General features: G+C 37.9%; 15 protein-coding genes and 2 pseudogenes. 9 read left to right on the plus strand and 8 right to left on the minus strand.

The window, feature by feature from the left end:
• Nucleotides 1-640: 640 nt before the first annotated feature.
• Nucleotides 641-4,339, minus strand: a pseudogene (locus ACM26V_RS13655) (5'-nucleotidase C-terminal domain-containing protein); the annotation flags it as partial.
• 87 nt (nt 4,340-4,426) lie between these two features.
• Nucleotides 4,427-4,909, minus strand: a pseudogene (locus tag ACM26V_RS13660) (DUF6359 domain-containing protein); the annotation flags it as partial.
• Nucleotides 4,910-5,451: 542 nt separating this feature from the next.
• Here ACM26V_RS13660 and ACM26V_RS13665 point away from each other — a divergent pair.
• From ACM26V_RS13665 to ACM26V_RS13705, 9 genes are all read left to right on the plus strand, one after another.
• Nucleotides 5,452-5,793, plus strand: a complete 342-nt coding sequence (locus ACM26V_RS13665; RefSeq protein ID WP_416147265.1) for a hypothetical protein — start codon at nt 5,452-5,454, stop codon at nt 5,791-5,793.
• Nucleotides 5,794-5,893: 100 nt separating this feature from the next.
• A complete protein-coding gene (locus ACM26V_RS13670; protein WP_416147266.1) occupies nt 5,894-6,880 on the plus strand; it encodes a ketoacyl-ACP synthase III in 987 nt (328 codons plus the stop codon).
• Nucleotides 6,881-7,059: 179 nt separating this feature from the next.
• Entirely contained in the window at nt 7,060-7,686 is a 627-nt protein-coding gene (locus ACM26V_RS13675; RefSeq protein WP_416147267.1) for a TetR/AcrR family transcriptional regulator, read from the plus strand.
• A 44-nt stretch (nt 7,687-7,730) separates the two neighbouring features.
• Complete coding sequence (locus ACM26V_RS13680) at nt 7,731-8,648, plus strand: ABC transporter permease (protein ID WP_416147268.1); 918 nt, start codon at nt 7,731-7,733, stop codon at nt 8,646-8,648.
• 31 nt (nt 8,649-8,679) lie between these two features.
• Nucleotides 8,680-9,579, plus strand: coding sequence for an ABC transporter permease (locus tag ACM26V_RS13685; protein WP_416147269.1), 900 nt, complete (start codon nt 8,680-8,682; stop codon nt 9,577-9,579).
• Nucleotides 9,569-10,591 carry an ABC transporter ATP-binding protein gene (locus ACM26V_RS13690; protein ID WP_416147270.1) on the plus strand — a complete coding sequence of 341 codons (1,023 nt, stop codon included), beginning with the start codon at nt 9,569-9,571 and terminating at the stop codon, nt 10,589-10,591. The genes ACM26V_RS13685 and ACM26V_RS13690 overlap by 11 nt, the downstream gene beginning before the upstream one ends.
• A complete protein-coding gene (locus tag ACM26V_RS13695) occupies nt 10,584-11,573 on the plus strand; it encodes an ABC transporter ATP-binding protein (RefSeq protein ID WP_416147271.1) in 990 nt (329 codons plus the stop codon). The genes ACM26V_RS13690 and ACM26V_RS13695 overlap by 8 nt, the downstream gene beginning before the upstream one ends.
• Before the next feature lie 109 nt (nt 11,574-11,682).
• Nucleotides 11,683-13,227: an ABC transporter substrate-binding protein gene (locus ACM26V_RS13700; protein ID WP_416147272.1), complete on the plus strand. Its 1,545-nt coding sequence runs from the start codon at nt 11,683-11,685 to the stop codon at nt 13,225-13,227.
• 30 nt (nt 13,228-13,257) lie between these two features.
• On the plus strand, nt 13,258-13,680 hold the full coding sequence (locus ACM26V_RS13705; RefSeq protein WP_416147273.1) for a hypothetical protein: 423 nt from the start codon (nt 13,258-13,260) through the stop codon (nt 13,678-13,680).
• Between the two features lie 83 nt (nt 13,681-13,763).
• Here the strand turns inward: ACM26V_RS13705 and ACM26V_RS13710 are convergent, their stop codons facing one another.
• The 6 genes from ACM26V_RS13710 to ACM26V_RS13735 form a co-directional block, all read right to left on the minus strand.
• Entirely contained in the window at nt 13,764-14,933 is a 1,170-nt protein-coding gene (locus ACM26V_RS13710; protein WP_416147274.1) for a diguanylate cyclase domain-containing protein, read from the minus strand.
• Between the two features lie 266 nt (nt 14,934-15,199).
• Nucleotides 15,200-16,102, minus strand: coding sequence for an ABC transporter ATP-binding protein (locus tag ACM26V_RS13715; protein ID WP_416147275.1), 903 nt, complete (start codon nt 16,100-16,102; stop codon nt 15,200-15,202).
• A 1-nt stretch (nt 16,103) separates the two neighbouring features.
• Nucleotides 16,104-18,986, minus strand: coding sequence for an ABC transporter permease (locus tag ACM26V_RS13720; protein WP_416147276.1), 2,883 nt, complete (start codon nt 18,984-18,986; stop codon nt 16,104-16,106).
• 13 nt (nt 18,987-18,999) lie between these two features.
• Nucleotides 19,000-20,052, minus strand: coding sequence for an efflux RND transporter periplasmic adaptor subunit (locus tag ACM26V_RS13725; protein WP_416147277.1), 1,053 nt, complete (start codon nt 20,050-20,052; stop codon nt 19,000-19,002).
• Complete coding sequence (locus tag ACM26V_RS13730; RefSeq protein WP_416147278.1) at nt 20,027-20,656, minus strand: ABC transporter ATP-binding protein; 630 nt, start codon at nt 20,654-20,656, stop codon at nt 20,027-20,029. The genes ACM26V_RS13725 and ACM26V_RS13730 overlap by 26 nt, the downstream gene beginning before the upstream one ends.
• A 672-nt stretch (nt 20,657-21,328) precedes the next feature.
• Nucleotides 21,329-22,279 carry an N-acetylglucosamine kinase gene (locus ACM26V_RS13735; RefSeq protein ID WP_416147279.1) on the minus strand — a complete coding sequence of 317 codons (951 nt, stop codon included), beginning with the start codon at nt 22,277-22,279 and terminating at the stop codon, nt 21,329-21,331.
• Nucleotides 22,280-22,302 lie beyond the last annotated feature (23 nt).

The raw sequence follows: 22,302 nt of genomic DNA on the forward strand, positions 1-22,302 counted from the left end.
CGTCTCCTAATCCATCTCCTGTTCCTCCATCTCCTGATCCATCTCCTGTTCCATCTCCTGTTCCTTCGTCTCCTGGTTCACCTGGTGTTGTTGGCTCTTCGTCTTCTTCAGTGGTTACTTCTTGGACAGTAAAGATACTGAAGTGTGTCGTCTCAGCCGACACTTTACCATCTTCATAAGTACCACCAATTACTTCCCATTCTTCTGTTTCTTCATTGTAGTATACGACTCTCAAGTCATCTGGATTAGTGACATTATCCAATGATACTGTAAAAGTTAGCGTGATAACTTCACTAAATGTTGATATTTTATGTTCACCAGAGTATATGTTAAATTCGTATTCTGCGCTAATCTCATTTGCATCAAGCTCAATGAATTCAACCGTGAAATCTTCGTCACCATCAAAACTAGCAATCGGAATATTTAGTGATACGTTCGATTTTTCAATTACTACGTTTGCTTGTTTCTCTTTTAATAATTGAATCTGTTCTTTCGTGAGTAATAACTCAGTGGCTTCTTCAGATTCTATTAAATCTACTTTTAACGTTCCACCTGCTATTATTTTTCCTACAATCTCATCTGATACTGACACTTTCTGATCTGTTACTTCCGGCTTGGTAATAATCACTTTAGCTGCTGCGATATCTTCAGACATTCTTGGTTTCAATTGGAATGAACCGTTGAATTGTCCAGAAAGGCCTACAATGTCAACTACATCTTCATTATCAAATGCGAAGCCATCATAATCTAAACCTGTGCGATTATCTACTCGGATCAGAACAGACTCCCCATCTTTTGTTGCTGTAAATTCAAAAGTCCCGAAGTTGTTAACACTCGTTAACTCAGAAATAGTAACTCCTTCAAGTGCTACTAATTGCCCTTCGTTTGCTTTGTTTATCTCAGAAGGTGACACGACTTTTGCCTCGGGAACTTCCTCTTCACCGACAATTTCAATACTTGTTGGATTAGTTAACTGGAATTCACCATTAAATTCTCCTGTTGTCGCTGTAATAACTACCTCATTTCCAAGTTCTACATCTACAGAACCTTGGTAAACGTAAGTTCCTCCCGTTTCATCTTGAATATAGAAACCTTTACTTCCCCACGCTCCCGGATTAGAAGTTACAATACCGCGAACGATGACTTCGGAACCGATAGTGGAAGAACGTACTTCTTCAATTGATAATTCTTCTGATTCATCATCATCTGGAGGCGTATCTGCATCTGTTTCAAGAATTCGTCCTTCTGAAACATAGTTGATAGGTTCGTCAAACGTTTTAACAAACGCTACAAACGCCTCTAAATCTTCAGAACCTGTTACCATATTTTTTCCCAATTGACTTATTGGCAAATATTTAGCACCTGTTGCCGTAGCCATAAAATTATTTGTCGTAAGTGTGTATGTCTCGTTTTCGTCTATTTCCGTACCATCTGGAAGTGTCATTTCAACTACTTTTCCTGTTCCAGGGTTCCACGTATAGTGAAAGCCTGCAATGCTATAATCTGGACCATAACTAGGAGAGATTTGTGCATTCATTATCTCCTTTAAGTCCGAACCAGTAACCTCTAGTTTTACCAATACATTATTAAACGGCATGATATTGAAGAGGTTATTGTAAGTAATTGATCCAGCAGAAAGGTTATCTCGAATCCCGCCTCCATTCATTAAAGCAAAATCACTGCCCATTGACCACATCATGCCATCAGCAATCAGGTTGCCAAGCGGTGTATCCCCATCGTTTGAGTAGTCACCGATCATATCAACCGCTGCTTCTCCTACGACTTCATTTAATATAGGCGCTACTAAATCTTCGTATTTCGTTAGAATAGATGTTACCGCTGGATCTGGATCTATCTTACTCTGATCCACAAAAATAATTTCTGCCTCTTTATCAACAATATCGCCAGTTTCTGGATCAATGTAAATATCTACTGCTGAAAAAGCTTTTCCGTAATCTAAAGCCTGTACAATTAAAATATCATTTACTACAGCATCGACAATTTCATGATTATGTCCTGCATAGATAATATCTACTGCTTCATCAACATTTTCTGCAAGATTTGCCGCAGGTCCTGTTGCAGAAGTCCCTGATTGAGATGCTGGCATATGCGCCAGAACAATAATCGATTCAACACCTTGATCTGTAATCTCTTCAACTGCATCATTTACTGCGTCTACTTCATTTGTGAAAGTAATATCTTCAATACCTTCTGGCATAACCATGTTTAATGTTTGTACTGTATTTACCCCAATAAAGGCGATTTGTTCTCCTTCGACTTCTACGATTTCATAAGGGGGCAAGAAATTTTCACCAGAAGCCTTATCCACGCAGTTCGCACAAACAATTGGAAAGTCCATCCCTGTGTAATTTTCTGTTCCAAGACCTTCAGGATGGTCGCCCCCATTTATCATGCGCATTAATTCTTCTGTTCCTTCATCAAATTCATGATTACCAACCGTCCCAAAATCAAAGCCAATTTCATTCATAATTTCTACAATTGGTTCATCTTGGAATAAAGCTGCAACTGGCGAACTTCCGCCAATCATATCCCCTGCATGAACAATAAAAGTATTAGGATTTAACGCAGATTGTGCTTTTAAATAAGCTGAGACATAATCCATACGTCCTGCAGCAGCAATACCATAATCGTCACTTAAATCATACGTCTGATCAATTTTTCCGTGTAAGTCATTCATACTTAGTAATTGAACAGATACCAAGTCATCCTTGTCTGTATCTGTTTCTTCCCCTACAGCGGTGTATCCATTTTCTTCTGCTTCCTCCGCACTTGCAAAGAATATCCGCTTATCAACAGGAATTTCTTCCCAATCATTCGGATTAACATATTTCTTCGTATCTGAATGGCCTACATATCTTGCTAAATCAGTATCTCCACGATCTCTAGCTCGGAAAACAAATGGCTGTTCCAGTAACAAATTCTCTGGATCCCATATGCCAAGTTCTGCATCTTTTGCTCGTCTTTGTGCAGATTGGAACATTTCATAATCTTCTTCACTACCGACTGGCCAAATAAAATACGTAGAGGCATATCCGGCTTCTACCATCTCAAGGTTAAGGTTTACTCCATCCTCAGTGATGACTTGGGCAAGAAGACGTCCATAAGCATCTGTCGCTTCTTCTCCGACCTTTAATGTTACTTCATCCCCGACTTCAACTAGTGTACTCATATAATCTGTTGCTGCATCTCCGTGATATTTTTGATTCGCATCTAACTCATTATTAATTGCGTGATACGTTTCTGGAGTATCCATATTTAAAAAACGGACATTTGTCGCCCCTAAAACTGGCGTTGCTAAACCAATCGTATCTCCATCAGTCACCCTCGCTACGGTAGAGGTATATTCTCCAGCTGGCGTTGGCGAATCTGGTTGTTCGTCTGATAAGGTAATATCTGAAGCTTTTCTTGGCAATATTTGATAAGAATTATACTGACTTAGAATAGCTGTAACATCATACCAGTTCCCTTCTTCAATCGAATCAATTGCATTTGTACCTTCCATGACACGTAATGTTGTTCCATTGAATTCTTCATCGACAAGTGAGATGTTATATCCTCCACCTGCTGGACTGCTCGGAACATTCTGAACATAACCAGATACATGAACCAAAGATCCTTCCAAAGGTTCTGCTGTATTCGGACTCTGTAAATCTTCTAAATTTACAGAGATCGGTTCTGGTATATCTACGTTTTCTTGCAAAACTTCAATCCCATTTTCTTCAGGAATAATTTCTAAAAGCCCATTGTATTCATCAATCTCACCACTAACTTCAACCAATTGACCTTCAACTAATTCAGGAAAACCACTTGGATCAAAATGAAAGATATTAATCCCTGCTGAATCGTCTTGAACATATGTTGAAAGTTGACCATTTCCGATCGCTGCGTTATCGGCTGTCACAACACCCTGAACGATGACTTCTCGTCCAATTTGCATGTCACGAACTTCTGCAATGGATGTCAGTTCCGCATCTGGATGAGGTTCTGGAGGTTGTCCACCTTCAAGTATCGTATAAGAAGACGGGCTTTTAAGACCTGGTCTCCCGAAATAAGCTTCAAGATCTCCTACGATTTCTATTTTCGCATGATAATTCCCTGGGTTATCCGCCAAATTCAATTCTGTTCTAATGAAGTTATTTGGCAATTGTACAGGGATATATTTAGAACTGTCTGTTTCATCTGGTGAATCTGCTAGGATTAGATTTGTTGTCGTTGAAAATGGCGGTTCTAACACATCTGTCATCGTTCCAATAATGTAACCTTCTACCGTTGCTTCTCCATTATTATTTGCAATAGCATCGCTAACAGAGATAGTATTAGTTTCTTCCTCTTCTCTTCCCTCTACTATAGTATACGCAGTAGGACTTTTAAGACCTGGCCTACTAAAATAAGCTTCAAGGTCACCTGTTATTTGGATCTTGATATGATAATTTTCTGGATTATCTTCCAAGTTTAATTCCGTTCTAATCGAATTATTTGGAAGTTGGACAGGAAGTAATTTTGCACTATCCGTTTCATCTGGTGAGTCTGCAATAATTATATTAGTAGTTACAGTAAATGGTGGTTCTAAATCATCTGTCATAACACCCACAATATAACCTTCTACCGTTGCTTCTCCACTATTATTTGCAATAGCATCATCGACAGAAATGGCGCCTTCGTCAGCATTTACTTGATTCGCAAACACACTAGAAAAGCTTGTACTTAACAAAATAAATATTAAGAGTAAATTAAAAATTCTTTTCATCAATAGTTTATTCATTATTATCCTCCTCAGGTTTACTATCAGAGTCTTAATTAATGAAAGAAGATATTCAGATTTTAAGATGTTATTTTGAATATAATGCCACAAGCTTTTTATTACAATTCTAATAATTAGCTGCCACATGCAAAAAATCCGATTAAATTCTATTATTAATAAAAGTCCTCTACCGTTAACAATTACTGACAACGGTCTACTCGTAACTTTACTCTCGAAGTTTTAAGTGACCATTAATTCAATGTTAATAAATGTTAAATTATTTTTAACAGCCATTTATAATTTATGGGGTAGGTATCAATATGTCTAATCTTAAAAACGGCTTAACATCCTTAATATCAATTGAAGATATTAATACTTTCTATGTATCTACTGTTTTATCTGTAACAATGGGCAAGAAGCGCGAAATGACTAATGCGCAATCATGAGCTTTAATTATAAGAACAGACAAAAAATCACCCTCCCTTTTCGAATAGTACTATTTAACATTATTTTTCGAGATAATTGTTATTTTCAGTAAAAAAATCTACCATAGGAATTTTCTTAGGTTCTTTTTAAAATAGCGCTTTAGCACTATTTAATATAAATCCCCTTCCATTTTACTTGAATACAGTATAATATACTCACATATAGTTACTCACTAATATACAATTTAATAGGAGATGTGGAAAATGGAAGAAAAATATGTATTAACAGTAGATAATGCCAACAAGCAATTAGAAATGACAGTAAACGGGACATTCTCACCTGAAGACGTAAAAAACTTCATGTCAGAATACGAGAATATCGTAAAAAAAGTTAAAGTGGCCGATTATATTTTGAATATCGATTGCACAGGTTTGAGTACTCTTCATCAAGATATGATTCCTTCTATGGAAGGTGCCTTTAAAATGTATAAGGCAACCGGATTTAAGAAGGTAAATCTTAATATTAAATCAGCAATTTTAAAGATGCAGTTGAATCGTTTACTTAAAAGTACTCAACTTGAGAATGCAGAAGTTATATCCGCATAACAGTAAAAAGAAACAGGACTTTCATCATTGAAAGTCTTGTTTTTATTCGATTAACTGTTCATTAAATAATATTACCTGAAGGATAGGGGGAACATTTCACATGAAAAATATAAAGATTAAAGAAGTCGCAGTTTATCATCCTGAGAATGAAGTAGACAACAATTTTTACATTGAACACTTTAAGAAACAAGGGAAAGATATTGAAAATTTCTTAACACATATGGGAAGAAAAAAACGATACATTATTAATAACGATAAAGAAAACGGTCTGACAATGGCGATTAATGCAAGTCATCATGCACTTGATAAAGCTGGGATGAATGGTGAAGATATTGACATGATTGTTTTTTCGACCCAAGTTCCTGAAACTACCTTCCCTTCTAACGCTGTCTACGTGCATGAAGCGATAAACGGTTCATCAGATGCGCTTATTTTAGATTCTAATGCAAACTGCGCTGGCATGACTGTAGCTGTCGAACAAGCATCCCATTATATGAGGTCAAATGAACATATGAAAGCAGCCTTGATTATTGGCTCAGATTTTAATAGTTTAATTAGTAATCCTAACGAAGAGATTACTTATGCTAATTATGGAGATGGAGCGGCAGCGATCATCTTAGAGAAAACTTCTGAAGACACTGGTTTTATCGATTCTATTAGTTATACTGATTCTCTAAACCGTGATAAAATTAAATATCCTGAGAATGGATTGTCTGAGTCACTACGAGGAACCGGAAATAGTAACCATATTAAATGGCTTCCATTCGATGGTGCAGTCTGCATGCCACCAACTTATACAATGATAGAAAAGCTATTAGACCGTCAGCAATTAACCGCAAATGACGTGAAAATGTATTGTTTATCTCAATTTGCTTGGAGTAATATCGAAAAATTCCAAGCTCATTTTAAGCTTGCTGATAGTCAAATTTCATACGTAGGAGATCAATTCGGTTATACCGGAACAAGCAGCCCATTTTTCGCACTAAATGATGCCATCAAAAAGCGTCATTTGCAACGTGGAGATTACGTCCTTTTTTGGACCGTTGGCGCAGGTTTTCAAGTCGTTGCGGTCTTATTTAAATATTGATTACTATAATGATAGTAAACTAGCGATTTCCTGGTGAGGAAATCGTTTTTTACTAACTCCTGCGTCTAATGGTTGACTTTATGAATACTTTTAATCTATAGTTATCACATCGGAATTATTTTTTATTTAAAACTGACTGACTAGTCAATCGACACTATTTTTATTATTATGGAGGAATTATGCAAAACCATCCCGAACGTCGAGAGCAATTAATGAAAATAGCATTAGAACTATATGCAACAAACGGATATCCTGCTACGAAAGTCTCTTCCATCGTAAAACGTGCAGGCGTCGCCCAAGGGACATTCTACTGGCATTTTAAGAGTAAAAAAGATATTGCATTAGCTATTTTAAAAGAAGGTGAGTTAGCTTTACTCCAAGTCATTCAGGAAGGATATCGTAAAGATGTGGGAACAATTGATGAAATGATTGCTTCCTCTACAAGCCTGATGACTCATTTATTTACCTTTGCAAAAGAAGAGCGCTATTTAATGACGCTTTTGTTCCTAACAGGGCATGATGCAGATGAAGAAATAATTGATTTAATTTCTAAGATTAACAAGGATTTGGAAGATGCATTCAGTCGGAATATCCATCGAGCACAAGAACTCGGAATGTTGAAAAGTAAATCAACAGAGGACTTAAGGGCATCGATGCTAACTAGTTTAGTTAAAGGAATGATGCAGCGCTGGTTATTCCATTCTGATGAGACAACGGATTCTATTCATGTAATGACACCACAAACGATTGCAAAAGAAATTGTTGATTTTGAATTCTTTGGACTTCTCGGAAAAAGAATCGACTGAACATATCATACATAAAATGTTTATATTCGAAATGAGGTGATATTTTGAGCCATTATTTAAAACGGTCACTCTTACAAATTATACCGAGTCTATTAATCTTATCTACGATCGTTTTTACATTGGTATTTATAGCAGGTGACCCGGTTTCCTTGATGCTACCAGAAACGGCAACTCCAGAAGACCGGAGAATTTTAGCAGCATCTTTAGGACTTGATCAACCATTTTACATGCAATACTTCCAATATATTACATCTATGCTACAAGGAGACTTCGGAACATCCTATGTTTACAATCAACCTGCGATCGAGCTTGTTTTGGACCGATTAGGAGCAACCCTAATATTGGCTCTGTCATCTATGTTGGTTGCCATCCTGATTTCCGTGCCTCTTGGCATTATTGCAGCATTAAAAAGGAATACGATCATTGATTTCCTTGTATCGACCATTTCTATTATCGGAAAAGCGATGCCGAATTTTTGGATTGGGATTATGCTTATTCTATTTTTAGCAGTGACATTCCGAATATTCCCAGTATCGGGAAGCGGTTCTGTTGCTCACATTGTGTTACCTGCTTTCACTCTTGGGGTCGCACTAGCAGCTGAAATGACTCGACTGATTCGGGCAAGTATTTTAGAAGTGATTGAATATGATTATGTGCAAACAGCTCGAAGTAAAGGGCAGATCGAGTGGATTGTCATCTCAAGACACGTTTTCCTAAATGCCCTTATCCCTGTGGTCACAATCATCGGCCTTCAATTCCCGCAATTAATTGGTGGAACGATCGTTGTTGAAACCGTGTTTTCATGGCCTGGGATCGGCAGGCTACTTTTAGGTGCAATGGATGCCAGGGACATGGCAGTTGTTCAAGCAATTGTTTTTGTGATCGCAATTATCACAATATTTACTAATTTAATCACTGATTTAATTTACCGACTTTTGGACCCGAGAATTAAGTATGACTAAAGCCTAAGAATAGAATGCCAAGGGAGGACTCATGTTGAAAAATAAACCACTAATAACAAAACATAGATTAACTAACTTGCTATCATCTAGTCCACTCGGCTTATTTGGTCTTATATTCTTCGGTTTGATTAGTATGATTGCCATCCTTTCTCCATGGATTGTTCCACATGACCCATTCGTGATTGATGCAACCCAACGCCTCATCCCTCCTACCTGGGCGGATGAGGGAACGAGCACATATTTACTAGGAACTGACCATTTAGGCAGAGATATTTTCAGTCGATTACTATACGGATCAAGAGTTTCCTTAATGGTTGGTATATTCGCAGTTTTAATAGCTGGTTCGATTGGGCTTTTACTAGGTTTAATTTCTGGCTATTTTGGTGGAAGTTGGATTGATCAGCTCATTATGAGAGTCGTTGATGCTTTGCTCGCTCTCCCAACGCTATTACTTATTCTCGTCGTTGTAATCGTAATGGAACCTGGTTTATATACGTTAATTCTTGTCATCGGGTTGACCAGTTGGGTTCAGTATACACGGATTGTTCGCGGAGAAGTTTTGAGTGTAAAAGAGAGGGACTTCGTCAAATCAGCTAAAACATTAGGGGCAAGTAATAGCTATATCATTAAAAAACACATTTTACCTAACGTCCTGTCATCTTTTACTGTTGTCGCAACAATTGGGATCGCCACTGCTATTATGACGGAATCTTCCCTCAGTTTTCTCGGACTAGGAGTTCAGCCCCCAGATATCACGTGGGGTGGCATGTTAAATGATGGAAGAGATTACATCGCCACTAGTTGGTGGGTATCAACGTTTCCTGGTATTGCAATAACAATCACCGTCTTGTCTATTACATTTCTTGGAGATTGGCTGAGAGATTTACTTGACCCTAAGCTAAAACGTGGAGGTGATGCAGATGAATCATGAACAACCAATTGATAACGATGAACCATTGCTTTCAGTAAAACATTTACGTACGGAATTTATCTCAAAGAAGAAGAAAAACATCACCGTTGTCGACGATATCTCTTTTAATGTTCATGATGGAGAAATCCTCGCAATTGTCGGTGAATCCGGTAGCGGTAAAAGTATCACGTCTTTATCGATTATGGGTCTGTTAAAGACTGGTGGAAAAGTAACTAATGGAGAAATCTTTTACAATGGAAAGAACATTCTCGATTTCACAAAGAAGCAACGTCGACAACTTCGTGGCAATGATATGGCGATGATTTTCCAAGAACCGATGTCATCTCTTAATCCGATGATTAAAATTAAATCGCAAATAAGCGAAGCGATTCGTATTCACAACCCAAAAGTGAATAGCGGGAAAATCAATGATCAAGTTGTTGATTTATTAACTCAAGTCGAAACTCCTGATGCCGTGAATGTGGCAAACCGTTATCCACATCAACTATCAGGAGGTATGCGACAACGTGTCATGATTGCCATTGCGATTGCCTGTAATCCAAAATTGTTGATTGCTGATGAACCGACAACCGCATTGGACGTGACGATCCAAGCACAAATCCTAAATTTAATAAAAGACTTAAATGAAAAATCAAACACCGGAGTAATTTTGATCACACACGATCTTAGTGTTGTAGCAGATGTAGCAGATCGAGTGCTAGTCATGTATGCAGGGAAAATCGTTGAGGAAGCGAGCGTCTATGACCTTTTTTCCGATCCTCAACACCCGTATACGAACGGGCTTATGCGCTCGATGCCTAAGATGGAAAGCCAAGATTCAATGCTCGAAGTCATTCCCGGAACGATGCCAGACTTGCAAAAGAAACCTGGTGGATGTCCTTTTCACCCAAGATGCGCCAGAGCTACATCAGAATGTATTGACAAATTACCTAAATTAGAAGAATCGCACGCCAACTCCAATCATCTGGTGAGGTGCTACTATCCCGGAAAGGAGGGGGTTCGACATGAATAAATTAGTAGATGAAGCTTTATTAGAAGTCAGTGAACTAAAAAAGCATTTCCCGATGAAGAAAAAATGGCGACAAAAATTACCCACTGTTGTAAAAGCTGTCGATGGAGTAAGTTTCAGTATAAAAAAAGGAAAGACGCTTGGGATTGTCGGAGAGTCAGGATCTGGAAAGTCTACAGTAGCAAATTTAATTCTTCAACTTGAAGAACCTACCGAAGGAGCTGTCTTTTTTCACGGGGAAAATCTGTTCACATTATCCAAAGGATCCAATAGAGACATGCGAAAACACCTTCAAGCTATTTTCCAAGATCCATATGCTTCTCTAAATCCAAGGATGACAGCTAAACATATTGTTACAGAACCATTAACACTTCACAAGCAACTTTTAAATAAAAATATTAACGAAAAAGCACTCGAGTTACTAAAAGAAGTTGGCCTTGGCAAAGAGCACTTAAACCGATATCCGCATGAATTTAGTGGTGGTCAACGACAACGCCTAAGCATTGCTCGCGCCCTGTCGCTAAAACCTGATCTTATTATTTGCGATGAAGCTGTATCTGCTTTAGACGTATCGATTCAAGCACAAATATTGAACTTATTAAAAACATTACAAAAAAATTATGGCATTGCCTATATCTTTATCGCTCATGGGCTTCCGGCCGTTAAACATATAAGTGATCGAATTGCAATCATGTACGCTGGTAAAATTGTTGAACTAGCCGATCGTGAGCAGCTTTTCAGCAATCCGAAACACCCTTATACGAAAGCCTTATTAGACGCTATCCCTCCTTCTGATCCGTTTAACCGAAAGGAGCGTCTCGTCTTAAAGGGGGACCCACCGAGTACAATCGATCCACCACAAGGGTGTGCCTTTCATCCAAGATGCCCTTATGCACAAGAAAAGTGTAAACGAGATACACCGACATTAGAGGAACAAGCAAACGGGAATAGCTTTGCATGCCATTTTCCATTGCCTGATTCTTAATTTTCAAAGACAGGTTGAGGTTGAAAAGACTTTCAACTCCTTCGTGGAAAGCGAAGCAATGGAATAGGTATCCCAATGAATTTAAAATAATTATTATGGAGGATTAATAATGAAAAACAAACTGAAAATAGTAAGCGGCATCCTTGCCACAACATTTTTATTAGCCGCATGTGGTGGAGAAAATAACGAGACCACAAATAACGAAACAAATGCTAATCAAGAAGACAATCAAACTGGAAACGAATTGCTAACTATCGCAAATCCTGCTGATATCAATACATTTGACCCACATAATAACAGTGTAATCACGACTTCTGCTGTACTAGTAAATGTCTATAACAAACTCGTGAAAAGAGATGCTGACGGTGAAATCATCGCCGATTTAGCAACTTCTTGGGAAAATACGGACGATGTCACATGGGAGTTTCAACTAAACGAAGATGTCACTTTCCATAACGGCGATTCTTTCACCGCAGAGGATGTAAAGTTCTCATTAGAAAGACTTGCTTCAGACTCTTCATTATTACAGCATGGAATTTTCAGTGGGATTGACTCCGTCAATGTCGTTGATGAGACAACTGTTGAGGTAGTTACAAGCGAACCAGATCCACAATTATTGAGTCGCCTTTCTACAGTTGGCGCTAGCATTTTACCCGCCGACTACTTTGATGAAGTTGGTATCGACGAATTTTTACAACACCCAATTGGCACGGGGCCTTACGAATACAGTGAATGGAATCAAGATGACTACGTCGAACTGACGAAATATGCCGACTACTTTGAGAATGATCCTGTATGGGATACCGTTCAATTCCAAGTTGTTCCTGAAGACTCTACACGTGTATCAGAACTATTAACTGGTGGAATTGACGTTGCCTTTAATATTCCTAGTGCAGATATTGCTCGCATCGATGAAAATGATGGTACACATGCAGCGATTGAACCGATCCAACGCGTTATTCAATTGTGGCTCTCAACGGAAGATGATGCCGCTACTGCTGATCCAGTAGTTCGCGAAGCCATCGACCTTGCAATTGATAATCAAGTAATTATCGACGAGATTTTAGAAGGTAATGCAACTCCGACGAAGACACATGTAACACCTGGAAACTTTGGTGCAGACGAATCTCTTTATGACACGTATGATTATGATCCTGAAAGAGCACAAGAGTTGCTAGCTGAAGCAGGTTATGAAGATGGGGTGACTGTAGAAATATCAGCAAATAACTACTATCGAGAAATTGGTGAAGTTGTTGGTGGTATGCTAGCTGCGGTTGGAATTGAAGCAGATATGGAAATGGTCGAGCAAAGTCAATTTGCTGATCGATTATTCAACAATGAGCTGAGAGAAGGCGTTCTTGTCGGATGGGGAAATGATATGTTCGATGGAAGTATTCTTGAATTATTTTATGAAGACAACGTTACGAGTTACTCTAATCCAGACGTCGACGCACTATTAGATGATGCCGCTTATAACATGAATGAAGAAGAGCGCGCTGCACAGTATGAAGAAATTCAGCAGGTGATTGCTGAAGAGCGTCCAGCTGTCTACCTCTTCCAGTTACAGGGCCGGTATGGTGTTAGCGATCGAATCGACTACACACCACGCTTAGATGAGCTTTACTATGTAGATGAAATTCAATTAAGCGAATAACAAAACCAACTAAATTTGGATGAAAAGGTGATGTTTATGACAGTAGCTATCTCTCAATGGGACGCGTTTATGATAGAAACACTTGTATCGAAAGGCACATCCCGAGAAGAACTCTTGGAATATGTAATAAAAGAAGATATAAACACATTAGCAAACATCGACCAAAGTTTTGATTATAATGACCTTATCCAATCAGTTAAAAAAAACGAAACGGTATATAAAATTGCCATGCTAGAAGGTTACACAATTAAGTTTTTGACAAAATTAGGGGTTAAAAAGATCCTTTCTCTAAAATTTAATTTAGAAGAAGGACGGGATTATCAACTGGCTGAAAATAATTTCGAATCTTTAATTCTCACAAATAAACAATTGAGACAATTGAGAACTCTCCTATCAACAAACTGGACAGTTATCGAAAATGACAAAGTGTCGATAGTTCCCAGCCACTTGTGATAAAAGAAAAGGCTAAGCCATACGTTAATAGTCGTGGCTTAGCCTTTTTATATCGGTATGATAACGAGAGCAACTAAAAACAATTATTTCTTTAAAGTACTGACGATCTTCTCGAGAAAAACAAATTTTTTATTTGGAAGATCTATTAAATCAGGATGATAATACTGAAAATTATTCTTGCCTTTACTTTTAGCAAAATACATCGCTCTATCCGCATTTTTAATTAAGGTATCACTATCATCACCATCAGTAGGGAACATACTAATACCAATACTTGGTGAAATATTTAATTTATGATCGTTTATCATAAACGTTGAAGATATCTCACGTAAAATTCGGTTACAAACGCCTTCAACTTCTACCTTTTCCGTTTCTTCAAAAACAATAATAAATTCATCTCCGCCAATACGCGCGATTAAGTCCTCTTCTCGCACAATATCATTTAATCTATTTGCTACTTCTTGTAGCAATAAATCTCCTGATTCATGCCCAAACTTATCATTTACTTTTTTAAAACCATCCAAGTCTATAAAGGCGATAGTGACTTTATACTGATGGCGTTTAGCCCGAGCGAGCACCTTTTTCAAATGTTTTTGAAGACTTGCACGATTAGGCAATTCCGTCAAGTTGTCAAAGTATGCTAATTGTTTCAGCTTTTCCTCTAATTTCTTCTCAACAGATATATCTAACAGGATACCGTTAATTTTTGTGACATTTCCTAGTGAATCTTGAATAGGAGTTGCTTTAATCTGAACCCAGCGGATTTCATTATTTTTCGTTATAATTCGATGTTTCATTTCAATACCTATTCCTGAATATAATTGTTGTTGATTTTTTTCAAATATAGTTACATCATCTTGATGAATGATTTTTTTCCATAGTTTTGGATCATCATAAAATTCTTTATTTGAATAACCTAAAATCTGCTTGACTCCTTTTGACGCGTAAAAATAATTAGTTAAATTATCATAGCTAAAGATTGTCATATCAATACTTTCATATAATTGTTGTAATTCCTCTTTACTTTTTTGTAAACATTTATTTTCACTTGCTAATTCATCTATGTTTTTTTGTAGACTCACATTATCAGATCGACTCTTGTCGAACCGCTTACCTATCCACCAACCAAGAACGACACTTATTAAAAATAACCCATCTATAAATCCAACGTCTAATACGTCTCCAAAAAAGCGGAATATCAAAAATAATATCGATACAAAACAAACCACTGTTATCTGCCCTATATGTTTCATAACCCCAGTCCACTCTTTTCTTTAGTAGATTCTAACTACATTAACTTACCATATTAATTTTTAAAAGTAACTGGAAATATTGCAAAAATATCAGTCACTAATTAAAAAGAAAAAGTAGACACAGGAGAAACAGAAGGGGATGATTTTTTATCAAGTTTTATATGCTCGAAGAAGCGAAAAACTGCGATGATAGTTTGGCGATTCTATCGATTACACTGCTTAACACTAATTTTTAAAATCCAGATACTAGAGTAAGCTTATCGGATTTAGGAAGCAGAAGAACCGTCCCTCTGCTTCGCAGGGGTGAGGATGATCTGGCCATCGACGAGTTTGACTTGCATTTTGTTTTGATCTTTCATATCGAGTTGGTTTAGGTATTCTCTTGGTATTTGCATACGACCAGCTTTGTCCAACACGGCTAGCTCGACATAGTCATTTTGCTGTTGCGTCTTTTCTTCTTCCGCTAATGATTCGTTCATTTCTTCATATGGAATCCTTCGTAAAATTTCACTAGACGTTTTCCCATCTCTTATCGCCACAACACGATCAACTTTTTGAGCAAGTTCCGTATCGTGTGTGACAATCACTACAGTTAAGCCCATTTCTTTATTTAACTTTCGAAAAATATCCATGATCATATCTGCTGTCTTTGAATCGACACTACCTGTCGGCTCATCCGCTAACAAGAGCCTTGGAGAATTTGCCAATGCGATTGCAATCGCCACTCTCTGCTGCTCGCCCCCCGACAGTTGGGTCAAGCGATTATTCATTCTTTCCTTTAGTCCAACCGCTTCGAGGAGCTCTGTTGCTCTCGTCCTTTTTTTACTTCCTTTAATTAGCATCGGCAATTCTACGTTTTGCAAAGCAGTTAAGTAAGGAATTAAATTCCGCGCATTGTTTTGCCAGACAAAACCAACCGTTTCTAGCTTGTACCGCACGAGATCTTTTTCTGTCATTCGTAACATATCTTTACCATCTATTTGCAGTTTACCAGCGGATGGACGATCTAATCCGCCTAGCATATTAAGTAATGTTGATTTGCCACTACCACTCGCCCCAATAATCCCCATCAATTCTCCATCTGCTACTTTTAAATCTAGCCCCTGTAAAGCAACGACCTCAAGATCGTCCATTTTATAAATTTTAACAAGCTCATCACATAAAATCATCTTAATCCTCTCCTAGCTTAACGGCTTCATGGATACGAATACGTGACAATAACCAACTTAAGATACCAAGACCTACAATAATCATGATTGAAACGAACACATATAACTGGATCTGGTCAGACGTTTCAAACACGACTTCAAATGGAGGAACTCTGCCAGCTTCAAAAAAGAGACTAAATAAAGGTACAAATATTCTTGTCGTCAACCCTCCAATGAAAACCCCGAACAAGCAAGCCATTCCCGAAGTTAAAATTTGTTCTGAGGTAATCATTAAAAGCATTTGCTTAAACGATAATCCCATCGCTCTGAAAATACCATATTGTAAAATACGAGACTTCATCGTTAAGATCCAATATAATAAGAATCCGAAAAAGGAAACGGCAAGTGCAATCAAAAATCCAAGCGTTAGGGCACCATTGATTCCCAGTAAAAAAGCACTGTTATTTAACGCTATCAACTCTTGTCTAGAATCCTGAATACCAACAACCGATAATTCTTGTTCACGAATATTGTCATACAGTGCTTCACTGCTAGCTTTATCTTCCATATCCAGCCAAACCTCATAAGGTTCCAATCCTAGTACGTTTTGAACATAAGGTAAATTAGCTACGACTAACCCAGGGGCTCGTCCATCTTCTTCAGGATGAGGATTCCACGACGGCCAATAAGAAATTGTTTCATATACGACAAATTGAGCACTGTCTCTTCCTTGCCATGATATATCAATATAATCGCCCTGTCCTACGCCAAGCTGCGACGCAACAGATTCTGAAATAAGAACCGAAGATGGCTCTTTCCCGATTAAATTCAAATAGTTATACCAATGTGTATCCAACAACTGAGGCTTAAACCAAGCTGTTTGTGCAAATTCGTCTGTATTAATCGCCATCATGTCTGTCCAACTCATACTATTACCGATTGATTGAATCGTCACTCCGCTTTTATTAAACACTTTCGCACTGTGTTCTACACCTGATAATTGTTGGTATGGTGTAAACGGGGGCTCAGAATATTGAATAACGTCTGCTTGACTATCAACAAATACATCCTCATCGCCTGGATCTTCTTCCTCGGTATCAGATCCAGGCGACATTCCCGCTCCACCCATACTTTCTATTGGTGCATTATTTTCCCAATGTGATTCTAAACGAACATCGGCCCCAAAGTCATATTGAATTTGTTCTTCCATATTTGCATTAATCGTTCGAGCTGCCCCAGCACTATAAATTCCAACAGCAATCGTCATGATCAAGAACAACATAAAAAACTGATATTGTCTGGACGAGCGCCCTACTTGAACGAGCGTGGCAAACATAGCAGGCGACCAATGCTTTTTTCCAAGCCAATTTACTAAGCGGATTACCCAAGGATAGATGCGTAAACACATCAAACCTAATCCTATGATGAAAAAGGTTGGTATCAAAAATAACAGTGGATCAATTTGAATCATATCGCCATTTACTGATCCTTCTGACGCTGATTGCCTGTGTTCAAATACTGTCCATCCATACAAGGTTATAAGCAACAAAATAACATCTAAATAAAGTTTATGCCACCAAGCATGACCTTGCATTCTAGCAGAGTCTTGTTTATGACTAATGATATTCTCACATGCCGCTAGAAACACGGGAATCATTACCATGAAAACACATGCTACCACAGTCCAAAAAGCATACATATAAGCCTCATTTGTCAAAGAAACGGGTAAAGCCGTTCTCTGCACAAATTCTAAAAATCCGCTCGAAGCTCCTAAAATACGACTAATGCCTAATCCTAATAATGGACCTATAAACAGAGCAATCACACCTAGCATACTCACTTCAAGCAAATAAATAAACATGACTTTCCATCTTGCTGCCCCTCGACTGCGAAAGATAGCTATCTCCGTTTTTTGCCGGTCAACGATGAGTCGTGACACCATAAATAAGTAAAGCGCGAGCATAATTAAGACAGGTACATTCAACGACCACATTAATGCGGTTAATTGTGTTTCTCTCTCCCTATATTCCAGCATAATACCTTGTGCAGGAAATTCATTTGTCGAATAAATTTCTGCCCCCATAATCTCATTCGTATTTCTATCTAATCGATTTTCTACAGTCACTAACCGATCTATATCAACCAACGAAAGTTGATGGTAATCAAATGCTGCGTTCATTCTTACATAAAAGAGCGCATTCATATCACGACTAAAGATGTCTTCACGAAATAATTCATCACGCATGATAATACTTTCATCGTATGAACTTAACGAATCAAACCAATACAAATCTTGTGAATTACTCGCTTCAAACACACCAACAGGTTTTACTAAAACTGTTTCCCCATCCTCCAGTTCAATAGAAAATTCCGTCCCAAGAACGGCGTCCAATTCGTACAAAGCCGTCTCCGTTACCATGACTTCATATACACCATCTACCGGTTTATTGCTTGGCATAACACCATTAATGATCTCAATATGATCCTCTAATCCTGTTAAACTATCAATATGAAAGTAATTATTAGACTCATTGTCATAAAGCTCTTCATCTTGATAAAAAATCGGTAATTTCTTTGTGCTCAATCTTGTGACATGATTTTTTACAGATAAGTCTATATAATCTGACAGCGTATTGTGAAAGTATGACTCCATTTCTTCAATCTCTTGTTGCGCCGATTCTTCCACGCTACCAAAAGACATGAAATGATTTAATTGACCAGCGTATACCTCATTGTCGATTTGGTAGTCTTCCATATCACTTATTAACATCTTTTCTAGAACACCCGACGTATATATCGGGATACTAGTTACTAGAGCAACAGTAATGACGATTCCTAGTAATAGGCTACCTACAATCCACAAATTATTTATCATTTTACGTATAAGCATGCGAATAATGGCCACTAATTGATGCCTCCTACCTAATAATCACTTGATCTCCTTCATTAAGACCTTCAAGAATTTCCACTTGAGTCGAGGATACAATGCCAGTTCGCACATCCACTTCTCTTAAACTACCATCTTCATCTACTACTTGGACATATTCTCTCCCCGAAAAAGTACGTAATGCACCACGCGATATCATTAACGTCTCTTCACTTTTTTCTGTGACAACTTCTATATTTACTAAATCGCCTTTTGCAACACTATCAGGCCTATCCTCGGTAAGATCAATAAGTAAACTTCGATCATACAAATCTATACTTTCTTCAGATATATCAGATGGCAAATCACGAGGAGTTTGAATGACTTCCCCTGCCAATTCTTGATTATCATATGTAATTTGAACATCCATACCTAAATCAACATCACTCAGCGTATTACTACTAGACGCCGTATAAATAATTTCGAGGTTTTCCGGGTCAGATATTTGTACGAGCGTATGATAACTTTCGATATAATCCCCCGATTGATGTTCACTAATAAAAGTGATAATTCCACTCATAGGAGCCCGCAAAAATGCACCTTCCATATCTTGGTTCATTTTATCTAATCTCAATTGCAAACCTTCAACATCGAGGCGAGAGATAGTCGTTTCATATTGATCTCCATCCGAGTTTTCTATTTGACTTAACCTTTGCTTCGCTTTTTCCAAATCTAATTCCAATAATTCTATATCAAAACTTAAGTCTCCTGTTTCTAGTTCAACTAGTAAATCACCTTCTTCCACTTCATCATTAGGGCGAACATGGATTTCTTTGATACGCCCGTCCGTTTCCGTATAATACACATTCGTTTTATTAATCGCCGTGAAATTGGCAGAACCGCTCACACTGCTATAAATGTCCCCTTTAATAACTTCCTCCGTTTCAAATTCCGTTTGCGCTGGTTCTACTAATGGTGGTTCAAGCATTGCCTCTTCGGTTGGAAATATCGCACAAGCCGAGAGAAGCAAAAGCAACAGCCCAACTGAAAATAACCCAATTAATTGATTGATACCGTTCTTATAAAACTGCATTTTTTTCAACAATGATTCCATCCTCCAATTCATACACTTGATCGGCTAACTCCATAATAGAAGGGTCATGTGTTGTCATAACAACCGTCGTTTTCTCCTCTTCCACCAATTTTTTGAAGCCTTGCATCACCCGCACGGCCATTAAACTGTCCAATTCTGCCGTTGGCTCATCGGCTAATACAAGCGGTGGACGGTGGGCAACGGCTCGCGCAATCGCACATCTTTGTTGCTCGCCACCTGATAATTCCGACGGTCGATGTTTTGCTCGTTTACTTAAACCAACAAAAGCCAGTGAGTATTCGACTTTTTCTTGCCATTCTTCTTTAGGTACCCCAGCAATTCTCAAACCAAATTCGATATTTTCATATACTGACATAAACGGAACGAGGGCAAATGACTGAAATATAAACCCTATTTTTTCCCGGCGTAATATCACTTTCTCTTTTTCAGACATATCACGAGTGTTTTCCCCTGCAAAAAACACATCCCCTTCTGTCGGAATATCCAATGCACCTAACAGGTTTAGCATCGTTGTCTTCCCCGATCCAGACCTTCCTTTTAATACAATCAGTTTGTTATAAGCGATATTCACACTTGCACCTCGTAATGCGTGCACCACATTCCTCCCGCTACCAAAATCACGCGTAATATTTGTCGTCCTTAACAGTTCCTCCATTACACTTAACACCCTCCCTCACACATGTAAACCCTTTCAAAAAAAGAAGCATAGGGACGCACAGACAAGAAGCGCAGGGACGGTTCTCCTGCTTCCTATTTTAGGTCGTTGTTTCATTTTAAAAGAATATGATTTCTTGAATTCCCTACTGGCCCAAGCTCGACCACACCTAATATTTACAATTATCTAAGGATATAATTCGACTTTTAATGCTATATACCTTTATATTTCTAGAAATATATTGAAGTAATAAGACAAACCTATCCATAAAGAGGCAATACTTTTGATATAATCGTTTCCAAACATGGATGATGAGCGTCTTTAAGAAAAGCAGCGAAAAGTTGAAACGCAAAAAGACGACTTCATGTGTGAAATCGTCTTTCTAGGTTCCCTTCCGAAACACTATTTGATTCTTGCCATTTCGTTTGCCTTGATATAAAGCTTTATCTGCTAATTAAATCGTTTCTTCTATATTACGTTGACGATCTACTTTTACTACTCCATCTGTTATTGATAATGGAATATTAGATTGCTCATAATCTAATTCGCCTTGTTGAATATATTCTCATTATAATTAAGAAAGGAACACTAAGTTGATTTTACCGATCGGACTTAGGAAGCAGAAGAACCGTCCCTCTGCTTCTGTTTTTCAAGCATTGCAGCGATAAGTGCACCTTCTACTGGTTCTATGCTAGGCACTATGATATCAACTTTAAGGTTGTGTCTATCTATTTCCTTTTCTATCGTTTCACGAAATAAATCCAACCTGTTAAACAGTCCACCTGTTAACACAACAGGAATTTTCTGATCTTGAGAGTGAAACAATTTATTAATTAAAGATGATATCGATTTACCCATATATGTAGCATTTGTATAGATGATTTTCTCAGCCTCTAGATCACCATCATCTGCCGCTTCTATTACTAACTTTGCTAAACCTGCAATTGTTTCTTTAGAATTTCCTGAGTGATAGATAGAGGGAATAATATCTGATAATGTATCAACTTTAAAATGATTCTGAATTAAATCCGTTAGTTTCGTTTCTCCATTTAAGCCATCATGTGCTAAAAAAGCAACCTCCAATGCATCACTTCCTAATGCATAACCACTACCTCGTTCGCCAACTAAATATCCCCAACCACCTACACGATCAATGACTTCATCTTGGTTCATTCCATATGTGATAGATCCAGTACCCGCAATTTGCACGATCCCTGGTTTCCCTAATGTACCAGAATAGAGTGCAGTTATTGCATCATTATTTATTATTACCTCGACTTTTTCAATAAATAAGGATGCAATAACATGATGTAATTCTCTTTTAGTAGATGGATGCTCTGCACCGGAAATACCCGCATAAACTATTCTTATTTTTGTAATATCGATCTCACTTTTCGTTTTTAATTGATTTAATAGCATGTTTATTTCATTTCTAACCATCCCGAAATTTACGCTATTAGGATTAGTCGATCCCACTGTTGCTTCTGACAAGATCTTCCCGCTCTCATCAGCAATCACACCTTTTGTTTTTGTACCACCACCGTCAATTCCTATAAAATACATCGTGTACACCTCTCAAAGAAAAA

Source organism: Salipaludibacillus sp. HK11, from assembly GCF_047795645.1.
Taxonomy (GTDB): Bacteria; Bacillota; Bacilli; order Bacillales; family Salisediminibacteriaceae; genus Salipaludibacillus.

What these genes read in the sequence shown, in the direction of transcription:
- ACM26V_RS13715 (WP_416147275.1), bottom strand. Translation starts at nt 16,102, where the DNA reads ATGATTTTATGTGATGAGCTTGTTAAAATTTATAAAATGGACGATCTT.
- ACM26V_RS13710 (WP_416147274.1), bottom strand. Translation starts at nt 14,933, where the DNA reads ATGAAACATATAGGGCAGATAACAGTGGTTTGTTTTGTATCGATATTA.
- ACM26V_RS13665 (WP_416147265.1), top strand. Translation starts at nt 5,452, where the DNA reads ATGGAAGAAAAATATGTATTAACAGTAGATAATGCCAACAAGCAATTA.
- ACM26V_RS13735 (WP_416147279.1), bottom strand. Translation starts at nt 22,279, where the DNA reads ATGTATTTTATAGGAATTGACGGTGGTGGTACAAAAACAAAAGGTGTG.
- ACM26V_RS13690 (WP_416147270.1), top strand. Translation starts at nt 9,569, where the DNA reads ATGAATCATGAACAACCAATTGATAACGATGAACCATTGCTTTCAGTA.
- ACM26V_RS13695 (WP_416147271.1), top strand. Translation starts at nt 10,584, where the DNA reads ATGAATAAATTAGTAGATGAAGCTTTATTAGAAGTCAGTGAACTAAAA.
- ACM26V_RS13700 (WP_416147272.1), top strand. Translation starts at nt 11,683, where the DNA reads ATGAAAAACAAACTGAAAATAGTAAGCGGCATCCTTGCCACAACATTT.
- ACM26V_RS13675 (WP_416147267.1), top strand. Translation starts at nt 7,060, where the DNA reads ATGCAAAACCATCCCGAACGTCGAGAGCAATTAATGAAAATAGCATTA.
- ACM26V_RS13685 (WP_416147269.1), top strand. Translation starts at nt 8,680, where the DNA reads ATGTTGAAAAATAAACCACTAATAACAAAACATAGATTAACTAACTTG.
- ACM26V_RS13670 (WP_416147266.1), top strand. Translation starts at nt 5,894, where the DNA reads ATGAAAAATATAAAGATTAAAGAAGTCGCAGTTTATCATCCTGAGAAT.
- ACM26V_RS13705 (WP_416147273.1), top strand. Translation starts at nt 13,258, where the DNA reads ATGTTTATGACAGTAGCTATCTCTCAATGGGACGCGTTTATGATAGAA.